This window comes from Micromonospora sp. NPDC023644 (genome assembly GCF_040640115.1).
Lineage (GTDB): Bacteria > Actinomycetota > Actinomycetes > Mycobacteriales > Micromonosporaceae > Micromonospora.
Genome location: NZ_JBFABA010000004.1, coordinates 104,463 through 120,266, shown reverse-complemented (window position 1 = coordinate 120,266; position 15,804 = coordinate 104,463). Strand labels below are relative to the sequence as shown.

Genomic DNA, 15,804 nt, shown 5'->3' with positions numbered 1-15,804 from the left:
CGGACCACGCCGTCCGGCCCGACCGCGCGGGCCCTGCGATCGGCAGCAGGTCAGCCCAGCGGCCCGAACTCCGTCGCGTCACCGGCGATGCCGCCCCCGGGCAGGCCCAGGTGCAGCAGGGCACGGCCGGTGCCGGCGTCAGCGACCAGGATGTCGTCGTGGCCGTCGGCGTCGGCGCGGAGCGCCACCAGCTCCTTGCGTCCGGCCCAGTTGCCCGGGGCGAGTTCGACCCGGGCCCCGAACGGACCGCCCGCGGTGGTGCCCGGGTAGAGCCACAGCTTCCCCGTCGCCTTCTCCACCGCCAGCAGATCGTCGTGGGTGTTCCGGTCGACCTGGCCGCGACCCAACGCGCCCAGGTCGTTCCAGCCGCTCTGGCCGACGATCGTGCTGGGACCCCAGCCGCTTCCGGCGGCGGTGCCCGGGTAGAGCCGCAGCTTGCCCGTGCTCGTCTCCACGGCCACGACATCGTCGTACTCGTCGCGGTCGAACCGCCCGCCGGTCAACCGCTCCAGCCCGAGCCAGTTCGCGCCGACCTGCTTCCGGGCGCCCCAGCCGCCCTGCCCGTTGCCGGGGTAGAGCCAGAGCGTCCCGCTGCTCAGCTCGATCGCCAGCAGGTCGTCGTAGGCGTCCCGGTCGAACCGGCCCGCCACGAGGTCACGGTAGCCGTTCCACCCGTTCCCGGCCGGCACGCGCCTGCCGAAGAGGCCGAGGGCGTTGCCCGGATACAGCCAGAGCCGCCCGGTGCCCTTCTCCAGGCCGATGAGGTCGGCGTAGCCGTCCTGGTTGAACTTGCCGGTGACCGCCTCCAGCAGCCCGTGGGGCTGGAGGTGAGGGACGCGACCGAGCGGTTGCACCCGGGCGGCCAGCACGCCGCCCGCGGTCGTGCCCGGGTAGAGCCAGACCTGGTCGACCTCGACGGCGAGCAGGTCGTCGTACCCGTCGGGGTTGAAGCGGCCCGCCGCCACGGAGGTCAGGCCCCGGCCGTCGACAGCGATCGTCAGGATCTGGCCCCAGGCCGAGCCGCCGGCGGCCGTGCCCGGGTACATCTGGACGTCACCGCTGCTCTTGTCGACGACGACGAGATCGTCGTAGGTGTCGCCCCGGTTGAACCGACCGGCGACCAGTTCCCGCTTCAGCGTCCAGCCGCTGTGGCCGAGGATGGCGTGTTCGCCGAAGACGAAACCGCCGGCCGCCGTGCCGGGGTACAGCAGCAGTTGGCCGGTCGGCGCGTGGATGGCGGCCACGTCGTCGTAGGCGTCGCGGTTGAACCGGCCCACGACCAGGTCGTTCAGGTCCTGCCACCCGGATCCGGCCTGCACGCGGTTGCCGAAACCGTGCCCCTGGGCCGTTCCGGGAAACATCCAGAGCGTGTTCGTGGCGGTCTCGACGGCGAGCAGGTCGTCGTAGGTGTCGCCCTCGAACTGGCCGACGACCAGGTCACGGTAGCCGCTCCAGTCGATGCCCTGTCCGAGCTGGACCCGGTCGCCCCACTGGCGGTCGACTGCCGTGCCCGGGTACAACCAGAGCTTGCCGGTGCTCGGCTCGACGGCGACCAGGTCCTCGCGCCCGTCCCGCGTGAACTCGCCGGCGACGGCGTGCGCGAGCGCGTACGGCTGGGTCTGGACGGTCTGGCGGAACCAGGGGCCCAGGTCGTCGAGGCGGGTCTGGGTCGCGCCGTCGCGGGTCTCGGTCTCGCCGAGGCAGCCCTTCTGCCAGCTGGTGTTGTTGAGCGCGACCAGCTCCGCGCCGCCCGTGGTCTCGCGGAACGCCGGCCCTCCGGCGTCTCCCTTGCAGATGGTGGCAGCGGGGGTGGTGCCCGTGACCGTGACTGTGGTGGAGCCGACGGTGCCCACGGTGAACGTCCCGGTGTGCAGCCGGTCGGGCACCCACTCGGTGCTCGTCCGCCCGTAGCCGGTCACCCGCAGCGTCTCGCCGCTGCCCGGCGCGGTGCCGGTCCACAGGGCGGGGGCGATGTCGCCGACCGGCGCGGACAGCTCGGCCAGCAGCACGTTGCGGTCGGGGTGCGGGACGACCGAGGTGACCGCGAGGCGGTGCCCGGCGGTGCCGGCCAGGTTGGTCCGGCCGACCAGGACGGTCGTGGGCCGGGCCGGCGGGCCGTCCGTCGGCGCGGTGGCGCCGTCGACGAAGCAGCTCTTCGCCGTGACCACCCAGCGGGCGTCGACCAGCGCCCCGGTGCAGCTCCGGACGTCACCGAAAGTGATCTTCGCCGTGAAGGCATGGCCGCCGTCGGGTACCGGCTCGGCGCCGGCCATCGCCGAGGCCGCGCCACCTCCGATCGCCGTCACGAGGAGGCAGGCGGCCATGAGGCCACCACCCCAGGTGCCCATACGTCTGTTATGCAACGGTTCCCCCGTACGTAGGTTCGTGCCGGCCCTGCCGAGCCGGCGCGGCGCAGTTTATCGATCTCGATGCGACACGGGGGCCCCGCGAACCGTCGGGCGGACCACGGCCGCCGTCCGCCGTCCCGACGGGCGCGGCTCAGCGGGTGGCCGGCTGCGGCGGCAGGTGGGCGGCGCGCACGTCGAGCAGCCAGCGTTCCACTGTCGGTTCGTCGGGGCGCTGCGGCAGCGGGGTGCGGACGCGGTCGAAGTCCCGTTCCGCCTCGGCGATCAGCGCCCGTGCCTCGGCCAACGCGCCGTCGGCCACCCGCTCGCCGAAACCGCGGAACCACTCCGGGTCGGCGAGCCGGATCTCCAGCACGCCGGAGGCGTAGAGCAGCCGGCCCTGGTGCACCAGCCGGGCCAGGTGCCGGGCGTGCTTGGCCGTACGTCGCCGGGTGTCGGCGGAGAACGTGCCGTCGCCCCGGGACTCCAGCTTGCGGAACTGCTGGCCGGCGTAGCCCAGGTAGGCGTCGCGGACGCGGGGCGCGCTGAGGAACGCCGAGCGGATGGCGACCAGGCGGTCGCCGAACTCCGTCCGGGTCTCGTAGCAGTCCTCCGGCAACCAGGCCAGCTCGGTGGCGGTCGGGTTGCCGCTCAGCGCCAGGCGGCACCACTTCGCCGCCTCGTGCAGGGTGATGTCGGGGTCGGTGGTCACCACCGACTCGCGGGGCGGACGCAGGCCGTGGAACGCGACGGTGGGCGCGGCGAAGACGCCGATCCGGTCGACGTCGGAGCCCGGCCCGGCCAGCCCGTACGCGACCGAGCCGACGATCCCGGAGAGCAGCAGGTGCATGCCGGCGAGCATGACGGACGACACGGCTTCGCGAAACCGGACTTCGGCTGTCAGGTTTCGCTGACAGGCTCGCCGCATGACGAAACCGCTGACAGGGAAGATCGCGCTCGTCGCCGGGGCGACACGGGGCGCCGGCCGGCAGATCGCGGTCCAGCTCGGCGCCGCCGGCGCCACGGTCTACGCCACCGGCCGCAGCAGCCGGGCCGGCCGCTCGGAGATGGACCGCCCGGAGACCATCGAGGAGACCGCCGAGCTGGTCACCGCCGCCGGCGGCACCGGCATCGCGGCCCGGGTCGACCACCTCGTTCCCGAGCAGGTCCGCGACCTGGTCGCCCGGATCGACGCCGAGCAGGGCCGCCTCGACGTGCTGGTCAACGACATCTGGGGCGGCGACCCCCTCACCACCTGGGAGAAGCCGGTCTGGGAGCAGCCGCTGGAGGCAGGCTTCCGCAGCCTGCGCCTGGCGATCGACACGCACATCGTCACCAGCCACTTCGCGCTGCCGCTGCTGATCCGCCGACCCGGCGGCCTGGTGGTGGAGATCGGCGACGGCACGCGGGAGCACAACGACGCCAACTACCGCCTCTCGGTCTTCTACGACCTGGCCAAGGTCTCCGTGAACCGGCTCGCCTTCTGCTGGGCGCACGAGCTGAAGCCGCACGGCTGCACCGCCGTCGCGCTCACCCCGGGCTGGCTGCGGTCCGAGGCGATGCTGGAGCACTACGGCGTCACCGAGGAGAACTGGCGCGACGGTGCGGCCAAGGAACCGCACTTCGTCATGTCGGAGACCCCGGCCTTCGTGGGGCGCGCGGTTGCCGCCCTGGCGGCCGACCCGGACCGGGCCCGCTGGAACGGCGAGTCGCTCGACAGCGGCGGGCTGGCCCAGGTGTACGGCTTCACGGACCTGGACGGCACCCGGCCGCACTGGGCGCGCTACAACACGGAGGTGGTGGAGCCCGGCCTGCCGGCCGACGACACCGGCTACCGTTGACCCGACCCGGGGTCCGGCGCGGGTTCTGGCTGCGGTCCGCGCCCGGGCTGGGGCTGCGGTCCGGCGTAGCGGCGGGCCATCCGCCCGGCCGCTTCGGCCAGCCGCGCCCGCAGCTCCGGCGGGTCGAGCACCTCCACCTCCGGGCCCAGCCCGAGGAGCTGGTGGTACGCGACGTCGACGGACTCGACGGGCAGCCGGGTCACCACCCAGCCCTGCCCGTCGGGGCCGTCGGCGGCGGCGACCGCCTCGTCGTACGCGAAGGGGGCGTCCGCCAGGTGCCGGAGCTGGCGCAGGCCGGCGGGGCTGAGCCGGACGGTGGCCCGCTCCCGCAGCACGCCCCGGTGGAACGCCTCGGCCTGCTCCCGCCAGTGCCCGGCCAGGTCGAAGTCCTCGTCCCGGTCGAAGGTCTCCGGGCCCACCTGGACGCCGGTGACCCGGTCCACCCGGTAGGTGCGCACGTCGTCGCCGACGCGGCCCACCAGGTACCAGACGCCGTTCTTGAGCACCAGCCCGTACGGCCGCACGGTGCGCGTCACCTCGCGGTCGCCGCGCCGGTAGCGCAGCTCGACCACCCGGTCGCGCCAGACCGCGCCCGCCAGTTCGGTCAGCCACGGCGGCGGCCCCACCTCCCGGAACCAGCCCGGCACGTCAAGGTGGAACCGCTGCCCGGTGCGGGCCGGGGCGTCCCGGAGCGTGGGCGGCAGCGCGGCCAGCACCTTCAACTCGGCCGAGGCCACCGCGTCGGCGAGCCCCATGTCGCCCGCCGGTCCGGGCAGCCCGGCCAGGAAGAGTGCCTCCGCCTCGTCCCGGGTCAGCCCGGTCAGCCGGGTCCGGTAGCCGCCGAGCAGCCGGTAGCCGCCGGCGCGACCCCGGTCGGCGTAGACCGGCACCCCGGCGGCGGAGAGCGCCAGCACGTCCCGGTAGACGGTTCGCTCGGAGACCTCCAGCTCCCGCGCCAGCTCCGCCGCGGTCATCGTCTCCCGCGCCTGGAGCAGCAGGACCAACGAGATCAACCGGGCCGCCCGCACCCGTCCATCCTGCCCGGTGCCCGCTCGCCCGCGCTGGCCGGCCGGGCCCACTAGGCTCTGCGGTCGTGAACGCACCCCGCATCGCCGCGCCCGTGACCGGCGCCGCCGGCCGGTTCTTCACCGGCGTGGGCCTGCTCCTGCGCGGCCTCGGTCTCTACGTCCGCAGCCCCGGGCTGATGCTGCTCGGCGTCATCCCGGCGTTGATCTCGGGCGCGATCTTCGTGACCGCGTTCGCCACCCTGGCGTACTTCGTCGAGGACCTGGCCGCGCTGGTCACCCCGTTCGCCGACGACTGGTCGACCACCTCGCGCAGCCTCGTCCGGGTGATCGCCGGGCTGGCCTTCCTCGGCCTCGGGGGCCTGCTCGCGGTGGTCAGCTTCACCGCCGTCACCCTGGTCATCGGCGACCCGTTCTACGAGAAGATCTCCGAACGGGTCGAGGAGCGCCTCGGCGGCACGCCCGGCGCGGTCGACGTGCCGTTCTGGTCGTCGCTGCGGCGCAGCGTCGCCGACTCGCTGCGGCTGGTGGGACTGTCGATCCTCTTCGGCATCCCGCTCTTCGCCGCCGGCTTCATCCCCGTGGTCGGTCAGACCGTGGTGCCGGTGATCGGGGCGGCGGTCGGCGGCTGGCTGCTCGCCGTTGAGCTGGTCGGGGCCCCCTTCTACCGGCGCGGCATGCGGCTGCCGGACCGGCGGGCACACCTCAAGGCGGACCGACCGACCACGCTCGGCTTCGGGGTGGCGGTCTTCGTCTGCTTCCTGATCCCGCTCGGCGCGGTGCTCGTCATGCCGGCCGCCGTCGCCGGGGCGACCCTGCTGGCCCGCCGGTCGCTCGGCCAGTCCACGGTGGAGGGCTGACGTGGAGATCACCCTGGTCGAGGGGGACATCACGACCCAACGGGTGGACGTCGTCGTCAACGCCGCCAACTCGTCGCTGCTCGGCGGCGGGGGAGTGGACGGCGCCATCCACCGGCGGGGCGGTCCGGCCATCCTCGACGAGTGCCGGGCGTTGCGCGCCTCCCGGTACGGCCGCGGCCTGCCGACCGGCCAGGCGGTGGCGACCACCGCGGGGAACCTGCCGGCGCGCTGGGTGGTGCACACGGTCGGGCCGGTCTGGTCGGCCACCGAGGACCGCTCGGCGCTGCTGCGCGACTGCTACGCGAACAGCCTGCGGATCGCCGACGAGCTGAGCGCGGCCACCGTGGCTTTTCCGCTGGTCTCGGCCGGCGTCTACGGCTGGCCGGTCGAGGATGCCGTCCGGCAGGCCCTGTCGGTGCTCCGGTCGGCCACCCCGGCGCACGTCACCGAGGCCCGGCTGGTGCTCTTCGGCGCCGACACCCGGGCGGTCGCGCAACGGGTGTACGACGCCGGCTGACGCCGCGTGGTCCGCCGCCCAGGGACCGTCAGGACAGCTCGCGCAGGCAGGACCAGCTGGAGCCGACCGGGCGGTAGCCGAGCCGGACGTTGACCGCCAGCATCGGCGCGTTCGCCTCGTCGTTCGAGGTGTAGGCGACGCGTACGCCGTTGGCGGCGGCGCGGTGCAGCGCCGCCGTCTTGACCAGGCGCGCGAGCCCACGACCCCGGTGCGTCGGCAGCGTGCCGGTGTAGTCCGACCACATCCGGTCGCCGTCGCGCTGGACGAGGCTGAAGGCCACGATCTCGTCGCCGGCCTCCGCCGCCGTGCTGGCCGCGCGGTCCAGGCCCGGGTTGTCCCAGACCTCGGAGTACCAGTTCTCGTAGCTGATCGCGTCGGCGGGCACGTCCTCCGGCTCGTCGGCCGCCGCCGCCACCTCGGCGAGGTAGACCCGACGCGGCTCGACGTCGGTCAGCGCAAGCAGCCGTACGCCCGGCGGCGGCTCCGGCATCGGCGGGGCCGGCCGCAGGTCGAGGGCCGAGTAGCGCAGCTCCCGGCTCGGCGTGAAGCCGTGCCGGCGGGCGAACGGCAGCGACTCCGGCAGCGCCCAGGTGCGCACCCGGCGCGCCCCGATGTCGCGGAGGTGCGCCAGCGCGGCGGTCAGCAACGCGGTGCCGGCGCCCCGGCCCCGGTGCTCGGGGTGGACGTGCAGCGTGGAGATCTCGCCGACGTCGGGCTCCGAGGTCCGGTCGTTGCGGTACGCCGACACCCAGCCGACCACGGCGTCGTCGACCTCGGCGACGTACGCGGCCCACTCCTCGCCGGGCGGGGGCTGGGCGATCATCTGCCGGGTCGACTCGACGCCGCGCACCAGGTAGGGGTGCACGATCGCGCGCATCGCCACCACGGCGGGCGCGTCGTCGGGGCGGGCGGTCCGGATGCGCACGTCAGTTCTCCTCGCGTACGGCGGCGACGGCCTCGACCTCGACGAGCTGGTCGTCGTAGCCGAGCACGGTCACTCCGAGCAGCGTGCTGGGCGGCTCGTGGTCGCCGAACGCGTCCCGGACCACCTCCCACACGGCCACCAGGTCGGCCCGGCGGGACGACGCCACGTACACGGTGGTCTTGACGACGTCGGTGAGCCGGGCCCCGGCCGCCGCGAGGGCGGTCTCCAGGTTGACCATCACCTGCCGGGCCTGGCCCACCGGGTCGCCGGGCGCGACGGTCCGCCCCTCGGCGTCGAGCGGGCAGGCGCCGGCGGTGTGGATGAGCCGGGCCGGCGGCTCGACCGTGGCCGCGTACGCGTACTCGGCGACGTCGGAGAGGGCAGGTACGCGGACCAGCCGGGTTAGTGGGGTCACGGCGGCGACGCTACCGCCGGACCCCCGGGCGACTCGACCGGATATTCGCCGACCGGTCAGGCCGACTCGCGGATCACCAGTTCGGTGGGGAGCACCACGGCCGGCTCGATGGCCTCGCCGGCGGCCAGCCGCAGCAGCAACCGGGTCATCTCCCGGCCCAGCTGCACGATGGGCTGTCGGACGGTGGTCAGCGGCGGCTCGGTGTACGCCGCCGTCTCGATGTCGTCGAAGCCGATCACCGCCACGTCGTCCGGCACCCGCCGCCCCGCCTCGCGCAGCGCCCGCAGGGCGGCGTGCGCCATCAGGTCGGAGGCGGCGAAGACCGCGTCCAGGTCGGGGTGCTCGGCGAGCAGCTGCCGCATCGCCGTCGCCCCGGACTCGCGGGTGAAGTCGCCGGTCGCCACCAGCTCCGGCAGGCCGGCCTCGGCGACCGTGTTCCGGTAGCCGGCGAGCCGCTCGATGCCGGCCACCATGTCCTGCGGGCCGGCGATGGTGGCGATCCGGCGGCGACCGGTGGCCACCAGGTGCCGCACCGCCGTGGTCACCCCGCCGACGTGGTCGACGTCGACGTAGGGCACGTCGGCGCCGTCGAGCGGGCGACCGCTGCACACGACCGGGATGCCCAGCCGGGCGAGCCGGCCGGGCAGCGGGTCCTCGCCGTGCAGCGAGGCGAAGAGGACCCCGTCGACGTGCCGCCCGGTCGTGTAGCGCTCGACGCGGTCGTGCCCGGCGGGCGAGCCGGCCAGCATCAGCACGAGCTGCTTGTCGGCCGCCTCCAGCTCCTGCGCCGCGCCCCGGATGATCCCGGGGAAGACCTGGTCGTCGGAGAAGACGCGGGTGGCGGCCTCCGGCAGCACGAGGGCGATCGAGTCGGTCCGCTGGGTGACCAGGCTGCGGGCGGCCAGGTTCGGCACGTATCCCAGCTCGGCCACCGCCCGGCGGACCGCCTCCTGGATCGGCTCGGCGACCGTCGTGGAGCCGTTCACCACCCGCGACACGGTTGCCCGCGAGACGCCCGCCCGCCGGGCCACCGCCTCCAGTGTCGGCCGCTGCGCCGTCGTCATCCCCGTTACCACCCTCGTCACAGCCCGTTCCGGGAGATCACCTCCTGGTACCACCGGGCGCTGGACTTCGGCGTGCGTCGCTGCGTCAGGTAGTCGACGTGGATGATCCCGAACCGTCGACGGTAGCCCTCGGCCCACTCGAAGTTGTCCAACAACGACCATACGAGATAGCCCCGCAGGTCCACTCCCCGGGAGATCGCCTCGTGCGCGGCGCGCAGGTGCCCGTCGAGGTAGGCGATGCGGTCCGCGTCCACGATCTGCCCGGCGCCGTCGGCGTCGGCCTTGTCTGGGAACGCGGCGCCGTTCTCGGTGACCATCAGCGGCACGCCGGGGTAGTCCGTGGCGATGCGTTCCAGCAGCCGGGTCAGCCCGGCCGGCTCGATCATCCACCCCATGTCGGTCAGCGGCCCGGTCGGCGGGAGGAACTCCACCGCGCCCTCGGTGCCCGGCCAGGCGCCGCCGCCCGCGCCGTCCGGCCGGCCGGCGACGTAGGTGGGGGCGTAGTAGTTGACGCCGAGCAGGTCGATCGGGGCGGCGATCAGCTTCTCGTCGCCGTCCCGGACGAACGTCGGCTCGACGATCCGGACCACGTGCTCCAGCACGTCGTCCGGATAGGCCGCCCGCAGCAGCGGGTCGAGGAAGATCCGGTTGTGCAGGCCGTCGACCAGGCGCACCGCCGCCGCGTCCGCGGCGCTGTCCGGGTCGGCCGCGCGCACGTCGGCCGGGTTGACCGTGATCCCGACGGTCTGCGCGCCGGCCGCGCGCAGCGCGCGGGCCGCCAGGCCGTGCCCGAGCAGCAGATGGTGTACGGCGGCGAAGGCCGCGCCCGGATCCTGCTCACCGGGGGCGTGCACCCCGTTGCCGTAGCCCAGGTAGGCCGAGCACCACGGTTCGTTGAGCGTGGTCCAGGTGCGGATCCGGTCGCCGAGGCGGGTGTGCACCGCCGTGGCGTACGTGGCGAAGTGCTCGGCGGTCTCCCGGTTGGTCCAGCCGCCCCGGTCCTGGAGGGCCTGCGGCAGGTCCCAGTGGTAGAGCGTGACGATCGGGTCGATGCCCCGGGCCAGCAGCGCATCGGTCAGCCGGTCGTAGAAGTCCAGGCCGCGCGGGTTGACCGGGCCGGTGCCGTCCGGCTGGATCCGGGGCCAGGCCACCGAGAAGCGGTACGCCCGCAGCCCCAGCTCCGCCATCAGCGCCACGTCGTCGGCGTACCGGTGGTAGTGGTCGCAGGCCACGTCGCCGGTGTGGCCGTGGTGGACCTTGCCCGGCGTACGGCTGAAGGTGTCCCAGATCGACGGGCCGCGACCGTCGTCGGTGGCCGCGCCCTCGATCTGGTACGCGGCGGTGGCCGCACCCCAGACGAAGTTGTCGGGGAATCGCAGAGTGCTCACGCCTTGACCGCACCTTCCATGATGCCGCCGATGATCTGGCGGCCGAACAGGACGAAGACCAGCAACAGCGGGAGGGTGGCGATGGCCGTTCCCGTGAACACCTGGGACATGTCCGTGTAGTACCCGTCGGACAGGGTGCGCAGGGCCAGCTGCACGGTCGGGTTCTCCGGATCGTTGAGCACAGCGTACGGCCAGAGGAAGTCGTTCCAGGTGGTCATGAACGTGAGCAGCCCCAGCACGGCGGCGGCCGGGCGCAGCGCCGGCAGCACGACGTTCCAGTAGATCCGCGCGGTGTTGCACCCGTCCACCCGGGCCGCCTCGATCAGTTCGTTGCTGACCGCCTGGCCCGCGTACTGCCGCATCATGAACACCCCGAAGCCGGTGACCAGGGCCGGCACGATCACCGCCGGCAGCCGGTCGTTCCAGTTCAGCTTCGTCATCAGCAGGTAGAGCGGGATGACGCCGAGCTGGGTGGGCACCATCATCGTCGCGATGATCACCATGAGCAGCGCGTTGCGCCCCCGGAACCGCAGCTTGGCGAAGGCGAACCCGGCCAGGGTGGAGAAGAAGACCACCGAGACGGTGACCGTGGTCGCCACGATCGCCGAGTTGACCAGGCCGGCGACGAAGTACGCGTCGGTGTTGCTCAGCAGCCGGGACACGTTCGCGCCGAAGTTGCCGCCGGGGGTGACCGGGGGCGGCAGCTGGCCCATCGCGTCGTTGGAGCGGCTCGCCACCACGAACATCCAGTAGATCGGGAAGATCGACAGGATCCCGGCGGCGATCAGCGCGGCGTAGGTGAGCCGGCTGGCGGCCCAGAGGCGGGTCATCGCGCTCCCTCCTTCGACTTCGCGTCCTCCTTCGGGGGCTTCGCGCCGCCGAGCCGGCGCAGGAGCAGCACGTTGATCGCCGCGACGACCGCGATCAGCGCGAAGAGCAGCCACGCCACCGCCGAGCCGTACCCGAAGTTGTAGTGGGGCGCGAAGGCGTTCTCGAACATGTACATGGTCACGGTCTGCGACTCCCGTAGCGTCCCGCCCCGGATCGGGTTGGTCCCGGAGTGGAACAGCCGGGGCTCGGTGAAGAGCTGGAGCCCGCCGATGGTGGAGATGATGACGGTGAAGATGATCGTCGGCTTGAGCAGCGGCACGGTGATCGACCAGAACTGCCGGGCCCGGCCGGCCCCGTCGATGGCGGCCGACTCGTAGAGGTCGCGCGGGATGGCCTGCATCGCGGCCAGGAAGATCAGCGCGTTGTAGCCGGTCCACCGCCAGTCGACCATGGCGGAGATGGCCACCCAGGACGCGAACCGGTTCGACTTCCACTCGATCGCGTCGATCCCCACCAGGTCGAGCAGCCAGTTGACCATGCCGAACTCGCGGCCGAAGAGCACCCCGAAGACGATCGCGACGGCGGCGGTGGAGGTGATGTTCGGGATCAGCACCGCCATCCGGAACGTGGTCCGGGCCCGCAGCTGCCGGTTGAGCAGGTTGGCCAGCCAGAGCGCGGCCAGCAGCTGCGGAACCGTCGAGATGACGAAGATGCCGAGGGTGTTGACGACGGCGTGCCAGAAGTCGGCGTCCGCCAGCAGCTGGCTGTAGTTCTGCAGCCCGACGAACGGGTGATTGCTGCCGAGCAGGTCCCAGTCGTGCAGGGAGACCCAGAAGGTGTAGATCAGCGGGTACGCCCCGAACACCCCGAAGAGCACGAAGAACGGGGCGATGAACAGGTAGGGCGAGTACTTCGTGTCGAGGCGGCTGAACCGCATCGCCGGTGTACGCCGGCCGGTGCGGGGCGCCGGTGCGACCGGCGGGCGCGCGTCGAGCTGGACGGTCATGCCCGGAGGACTCCTTTCCCGGGTGCGGGCGGGACCGGCGCCCCCGGCGCCCTCCCACCCGCACTCCGGCTCGGGCTACTTGGCGGCGGCCTTCTTCGCGTTGTTGACCGCGTCCGTCCAGCCCTGTTCGGGGTTGCGCTGGCCCAGCTCCACCGTCCGGACGGCGTTCTCGACCTCGGTGCGGACGGCCTGGTTCTTCGGCCCCATGTAGACGGGCTTCAGGGTCTTGGCGCCCTCGCCGAAGATCTGCCCGACGGGGGCGTCGGAGAAGTACGCGTTCTTGGCGTCGACGATCGCCGGGTCGGCCAGCGCCTGCGGCGAGGAGGGCAGCGGGCCCTTGGCCTTGAACGCCCCGATCTGGCCCTTGGCGCTGGTCAGGAACTTGGCCAGCTCGATCGCCTCGGCGCGGTGCTTGCTCTGGGTCGGCACGGCGAGCCACGACCCGCCCCAGTTGCCGCCGTTGCCGGGCACCCGGGCGATGTCCCACTTGCCCTTGGCCTCGGCGCCGGCGTTGCCCTCGATGACGCCGGTCATCCAGGCCGGGCAGGCGATGGTGGCGAACTTGGCCTGCTTGAAGGCCGACACCCACTCCTCGGACCAGGAGCCGTACTTGCCGGAGAGGCCGGAGTCGACGATGTCCATGGTGGTGTCCCACGCCTGCCGGACGGCCGGGTTGCTGTCCACCACCAGGTTGCCGCTGGTGTCGTAGTAGTGGTAGCCCTGCGCGTTGCCGGCCGTCTGGAGCACGATCGTGTTGAAGATGTTGGTCGCGGCGTCCAGGAACGCGGCGCCGGTGTTCTTGGCCTTGAACTGCTCGCCGACCTTGATGTACTCCTGCCAGGTCGGCCAGAGCTTCGAGACCGCCTCGCGGTCGGTGGGCAGGCCGGCCTTGGCGAAGAGGTCCTTGCGGTAGCACATCGCCATGCCGCCGACGTCGGTGCCCAGGCCGATCAGCTTGCCGTCCTGGGTCATCCCGCCCTTCCACTTCCACTCCAGGAAGTTGCCCTGGAGCTCGGCCCCGCCGTGGTCGAGCAGGTTGACGAAGTTGTCGGGGTTGGCCTTGTACTCGACCATCAACCCCTCTTCGATGGCGACGACGTCGCCCGCGCCCTTGCCGGCGGCGAGCCACTGGGTCAGCTTCGGCGAGTAGTCGTCGAGGTTGGTGCCCGTGCCACGCTCGACGATCTTCACGTTCGGGTGGCTGGCCATGTACTCCTTGTAGAGCTCTTCGTAGCCGAACTGGCTGAACACGTCCACGGTCAACGTGATCTTGCCGTCCTCGGCGGGTTCGTCGCCGGCGCAGCCGGCGGTGGCGAACAGCGCGGTGGCGGCGACGAGGGCCACCGCCGCCAGGCGGCGGCGCGGAAAGACACCCATTTCGGTCGGACCCCTCTCAGGTCGTCTGAGGTGGTGAGGCAGGTGGTGGAGCAGAGCTGAGAGAGCGCTCTCACGACAGGGTGGTGGTTGCTTCCGCCGGTGTCAAGAGAGCGCTCTCTGCTGGTTGCCGAGGGGGCCGGACGCGAGGAGAGTGGCCGCCTGTGCCGGGCGGCCACTCTCCTCGGACGTGCGGTGGGACTGCGCGGAGCCCTCGGGGCCCGGCTCCGCGCGGCGGTGGATCAGCCGACGCGCAGGCCCTCCAGCAGGGCGCGGTCGCCCGCCACGTCCAGCGTGTCGAGGCCGACCCGGCCCCAGAGCGCCAGCAGCAGGTCGCTCGCGGTGCCGCTGACCTGCGCCCGGGCGTGGTGGTCGTCGTGGTCGAAGATGGTGGCGGTGTCGAGCAGGGCCACGCCCTCGCCGCGCAGCCGCAGGAACCACTCCTGGGCGGCGTCGACGGCCGAGAGCTGCACCACGCCGCGCCACTGGCCGGCGGTGCGGCGCCGGCCGGCCGGCAGCCAGGTGTCCAGGATCTCGCTCACCCCGTCGGCGGCGAGCTTCGCCTCGACCGGCTCGCCCGCCGCGATGGCGAGCTGGGCGTCCCAGCGGTGCACCGCGGTCTCGTGCGCCATCCGGCGCGGCCAGAAGCCCGCCTTCTTCGGCTGCGGCGCCCAGTTCCACGCCGGGGCCTCCGGGTCGAGGCCGTCGAAGAGGGTCATCAGCTGGTCGTACGCCTGCTGCCAGAGCTGGAGCGGGGCGACGCCCGGCTCCGGTTCGAGCGGCTCGGACCGGCCGGGCGGCGGGGTGGCCGCGCCCGAACCGGCGACCGAGTGCACCCAGCGGTAGATGGAGGTCAGGTGCAGCGTCAGGTCGGCGACGGTCCAGCCGGGACAGGAGAGCACCGGTGTCTCCGGCGGCGCCTCGGCCACGGCTGCGGCGAACGCCGGGCCCTCCGCCCGGAGCGCTCCCATCCAGAAGTCCTTCGTGCCATGCAGTCTGCTCATCGCCAATCCTCCCGGGGGTGACCGGGCCACCAGTGGGCGCCGCGGCTACCCCTCAGCCTAGGGTGAAAGGCGTGTCAGACGTCTACGCCCAGCCGACAACCGGAACCGAACACCCCACGAGGTGCGACCTGGCGCGATACACCACGTTGCGCCTGGGCGGCCCGGCCGGACGCGTCGTCGCCGGCACCGACGCCGACGGCATCGTGCGGGCGGTGCGGGAGGCCGCCGAACGCGACGAGCAGGTCCTGGTGCTCGCCGGGGGCAGCAACGTCGTGATCGGGGACGCCGGCTTCCCCGGCACCGTGGTCCTGGTGCGCTCCCGGGGCCTGCGGGTGGTCGCCGAGGACGCCGACACCGTCACCGTACGCGTCGAGGCCGGCGAGCCCTGGGACGACCTGGTCGCCACCACCGTGGCCAACGGGTGGTCCGGCCTGGAGTGTCTCTCCGGCATCCCCGGCTCGACCGGCGCCACCCCCATCCAGAACGTCGGCGCGTACGGGCAGGAGGTCGCGGAGACCATCACCGGCGTCGAGGTCCACGACCGGGTCGAGGGGACCGTCGGGCGGATCGCCGCCGCCGACTGTGGCTTCGCGTACCGGTCCAGCATCTTCAAGTACAGCGACCGCTGGGTGGTGCTCTCCGTCGACTTCCGGCTCGCCCGCTCGCCGCTGTCCGGCCCCGTGCGCTACGCGGAACTGGCCCGGGCGCTCGGCGTGCAGGTGGGGGACCGGGTGCCGCTGGCCGACGCCCGGGCCACGGTCCTGCGGCTGCGCGCCGGCAAGGGCATGGTGCTCGACGCGACCGACCCGGACACCCGGTCGGTCGGCTCGTTCTTCACCAACCCGGTGCTCGACGTCGCCGCGTACGAGCTGCTGCGGGAGCGCGCCGCCGACGTCGGCGAGCCGCCCGCCTGGCCCGGCGCGGGTGACGTGGTGAAGGTCAGCGCGGCCTGGCTGATCGACAAGGCCGGCTTCGGCAAGGGCCACCCGGGGCCGGAGGGCGTCGCCATCTCCAGCAAGCACACCCTCGCCCTGACCAACCGCAGCGGCACCGCCAGCACCGCGTCCCTGGTCGAGCTTGCCCGGGAGATCCGCGACGGCGTCCACCACCGCTTCGGCGTCACCCTGCACCCCGAACCCGTCCTCATCAACTGCACCATCTGACCCGCCGCCCCCGCGGCATCGCGTCGATCATGCACTTCTGGTGGGG

The 15,804-nt window shown here is 73.1% G+C and carries 15 protein-coding genes; 4 read left to right on the top strand and 11 right to left on the bottom strand.

The window, feature by feature from the left end; genetic code table 11:
- Window positions 1–50 precede the first annotated feature (50 nt).
- Entirely contained in the window at window positions 51–2,324 is a 2,274-nt protein-coding gene (locus AB0G08_RS04900) for a trypsin-like serine protease (protein ID WP_358083182.1), read from the bottom strand.
- 175 nt (window positions 2,325–2,499) lie between these two features.
- Window positions 2,500–3,195 (bottom strand): nucleotidyltransferase domain-containing protein, encoded by a 696-nt coding sequence (locus AB0G08_RS04895; protein WP_358083572.1) that lies wholly within the window; start codon window positions 3,193–3,195, stop codon window positions 2,500–2,502.
- Between the two features lie 76 nt (window positions 3,196–3,271).
- Between AB0G08_RS04895 and AB0G08_RS04890 the strand changes: the two genes are divergently transcribed.
- Window positions 3,272–4,186, top strand: coding sequence for an SDR family oxidoreductase (locus AB0G08_RS04890; RefSeq protein ID WP_357874933.1), 915 nt, complete (start codon window positions 3,272–3,274; stop codon window positions 4,184–4,186).
- Here the strand turns inward: AB0G08_RS04890 and AB0G08_RS04885 are convergent.
- The gene (locus AB0G08_RS04885; RefSeq protein ID WP_358083179.1) at window positions 4,177–5,214 is read right to left on the bottom strand and encodes a YafY family protein; all 1,038 of its coding nucleotides are present in this window, start codon (window positions 5,212–5,214) and stop codon (window positions 4,177–4,179) included. The two genes, AB0G08_RS04890 and AB0G08_RS04885, sit on opposite strands and share 10 nt — an antisense overlap.
- A gap of 65 nt (window positions 5,215–5,279) precedes the next feature.
- On the opposite strand from AB0G08_RS04885, the gene AB0G08_RS04880 reads away from it, so the two are divergent.
- Together AB0G08_RS04880 and AB0G08_RS04875 are read left to right on the top strand one after the other, a co-directional pair.
- Complete coding sequence (locus tag AB0G08_RS04880; RefSeq protein ID WP_358083177.1) at window positions 5,280–6,071, top strand: EI24 domain-containing protein; 792 nt, start codon at window positions 5,280–5,282, stop codon at window positions 6,069–6,071.
- A 1-nt stretch (window position 6,072) separates the two neighbouring features.
- Window positions 6,073–6,588 (top strand): O-acetyl-ADP-ribose deacetylase, encoded by a 516-nt coding sequence (locus AB0G08_RS04875; RefSeq protein ID WP_358083174.1) that lies wholly within the window; start codon window positions 6,073–6,075, stop codon window positions 6,586–6,588.
- 28 nt (window positions 6,589–6,616) lie between these two features.
- On the opposite strand, the gene AB0G08_RS04870 is transcribed toward AB0G08_RS04875, so the two are convergent.
- The 8 genes from AB0G08_RS04870 to AB0G08_RS04835 form a co-directional block, all read right to left on the bottom strand.
- The gene (locus AB0G08_RS04870; protein WP_358083171.1) at window positions 6,617–7,513 is read right to left on the bottom strand and encodes a GNAT family N-acetyltransferase; all 897 of its coding nucleotides are present in this window, start codon (window positions 7,511–7,513) and stop codon (window positions 6,617–6,619) included.
- Between the two features lies 1 nt (window position 7,514).
- Window positions 7,515–7,928 carry a RidA family protein gene (locus AB0G08_RS04865; RefSeq protein WP_358083168.1) on the bottom strand — a complete coding sequence of 138 codons (414 nt, stop codon included), beginning with the start codon at window positions 7,926–7,928 and terminating at the stop codon, window positions 7,515–7,517.
- A 56-nt stretch (window positions 7,929–7,984) separates the two neighbouring features.
- The gene (locus AB0G08_RS04860; protein ID WP_358083165.1) at window positions 7,985–8,992 is read right to left on the bottom strand and encodes a LacI family DNA-binding transcriptional regulator; all 1,008 of its coding nucleotides are present in this window, start codon (window positions 8,990–8,992) and stop codon (window positions 7,985–7,987) included.
- A gap of 17 nt (window positions 8,993–9,009) precedes the next feature.
- Window positions 9,010–10,380, bottom strand: coding sequence for a GH1 family beta-glucosidase (locus AB0G08_RS04855; protein ID WP_358083162.1), 1,371 nt, complete (start codon window positions 10,378–10,380; stop codon window positions 9,010–9,012).
- Window positions 10,377–11,210 carry a carbohydrate ABC transporter permease gene (locus AB0G08_RS04850; protein WP_357874909.1) on the bottom strand — a complete coding sequence of 278 codons (834 nt, stop codon included), beginning with the start codon at window positions 11,208–11,210 and terminating at the stop codon, window positions 10,377–10,379. Before AB0G08_RS04850 ends, AB0G08_RS04855 begins: the two co-directional genes overlap by 4 nt.
- A complete protein-coding gene (locus AB0G08_RS04845) occupies window positions 11,207–12,217 on the bottom strand; it encodes a sugar ABC transporter permease (RefSeq protein WP_357874906.1) in 1,011 nt (336 codons plus the stop codon). The genes AB0G08_RS04850 and AB0G08_RS04845 overlap by 4 nt, the downstream gene beginning before the upstream one ends.
- Before the next feature lie 75 nt (window positions 12,218–12,292).
- The gene (locus AB0G08_RS04840) at window positions 12,293–13,594 is read right to left on the bottom strand and encodes an extracellular solute-binding protein (RefSeq protein WP_358083159.1); all 1,302 of its coding nucleotides are present in this window, start codon (window positions 13,592–13,594) and stop codon (window positions 12,293–12,295) included.
- 239 nt (window positions 13,595–13,833) lie between these two features.
- Window positions 13,834–14,595, bottom strand: a complete 762-nt coding sequence (locus AB0G08_RS04835; protein WP_358083156.1) for a maleylpyruvate isomerase family mycothiol-dependent enzyme — start codon at window positions 14,593–14,595, stop codon at window positions 13,834–13,836.
- 71 nt (window positions 14,596–14,666) lie between these two features.
- On the opposite strand from AB0G08_RS04835, the gene AB0G08_RS04830 reads away from it, so the two are divergent.
- Complete coding sequence (locus AB0G08_RS04830; RefSeq protein WP_358083152.1) at window positions 14,667–15,758, top strand: UDP-N-acetylmuramate dehydrogenase; 1,092 nt, start codon at window positions 14,667–14,669, stop codon at window positions 15,756–15,758.
- Window positions 15,759–15,804 lie beyond the last annotated feature (46 nt).

Excerpts from the sequence above, each read along its gene's own strand:
- AB0G08_RS04895 (WP_358083572.1), bottom strand. The coding sequence starts at position 3,195 with ATGCACCTGCTGCTCTCCGGGATCGTCGGCTCGGTCGCGTACGGGCTG.
- AB0G08_RS04900 (WP_358083182.1), bottom strand. The coding sequence starts at position 2,324 with ATGGCCGCCTGCCTCCTCGTGACGGCGATCGGAGGTGGCGCGGCCTCG.
- AB0G08_RS04835 (WP_358083156.1), bottom strand. The coding sequence starts at position 14,595 with ATGAGCAGACTGCATGGCACGAAGGACTTCTGGATGGGAGCGCTCCGG.
- AB0G08_RS04840 (WP_358083159.1), bottom strand. The coding sequence starts at position 13,594 with ATGGGTGTCTTTCCGCGCCGCCGCCTGGCGGCGGTGGCCCTCGTCGCC.
- AB0G08_RS04845 (WP_357874906.1), bottom strand. The coding sequence starts at position 12,217 with ATGACCGTCCAGCTCGACGCGCGCCCGCCGGTCGCACCGGCGCCCCGC.
- AB0G08_RS04850 (WP_357874909.1), bottom strand. The coding sequence starts at position 11,210 with ATGACCCGCCTCTGGGCCGCCAGCCGGCTCACCTACGCCGCGCTGATC.
- AB0G08_RS04890 (WP_357874933.1), top strand. The coding sequence starts at position 3,272 with ATGACGAAACCGCTGACAGGGAAGATCGCGCTCGTCGCCGGGGCGACA.
- AB0G08_RS04860 (WP_358083165.1), bottom strand. The coding sequence starts at position 8,992 with ATGACGACGGCGCAGCGGCCGACACTGGAGGCGGTGGCCCGGCGGGCG.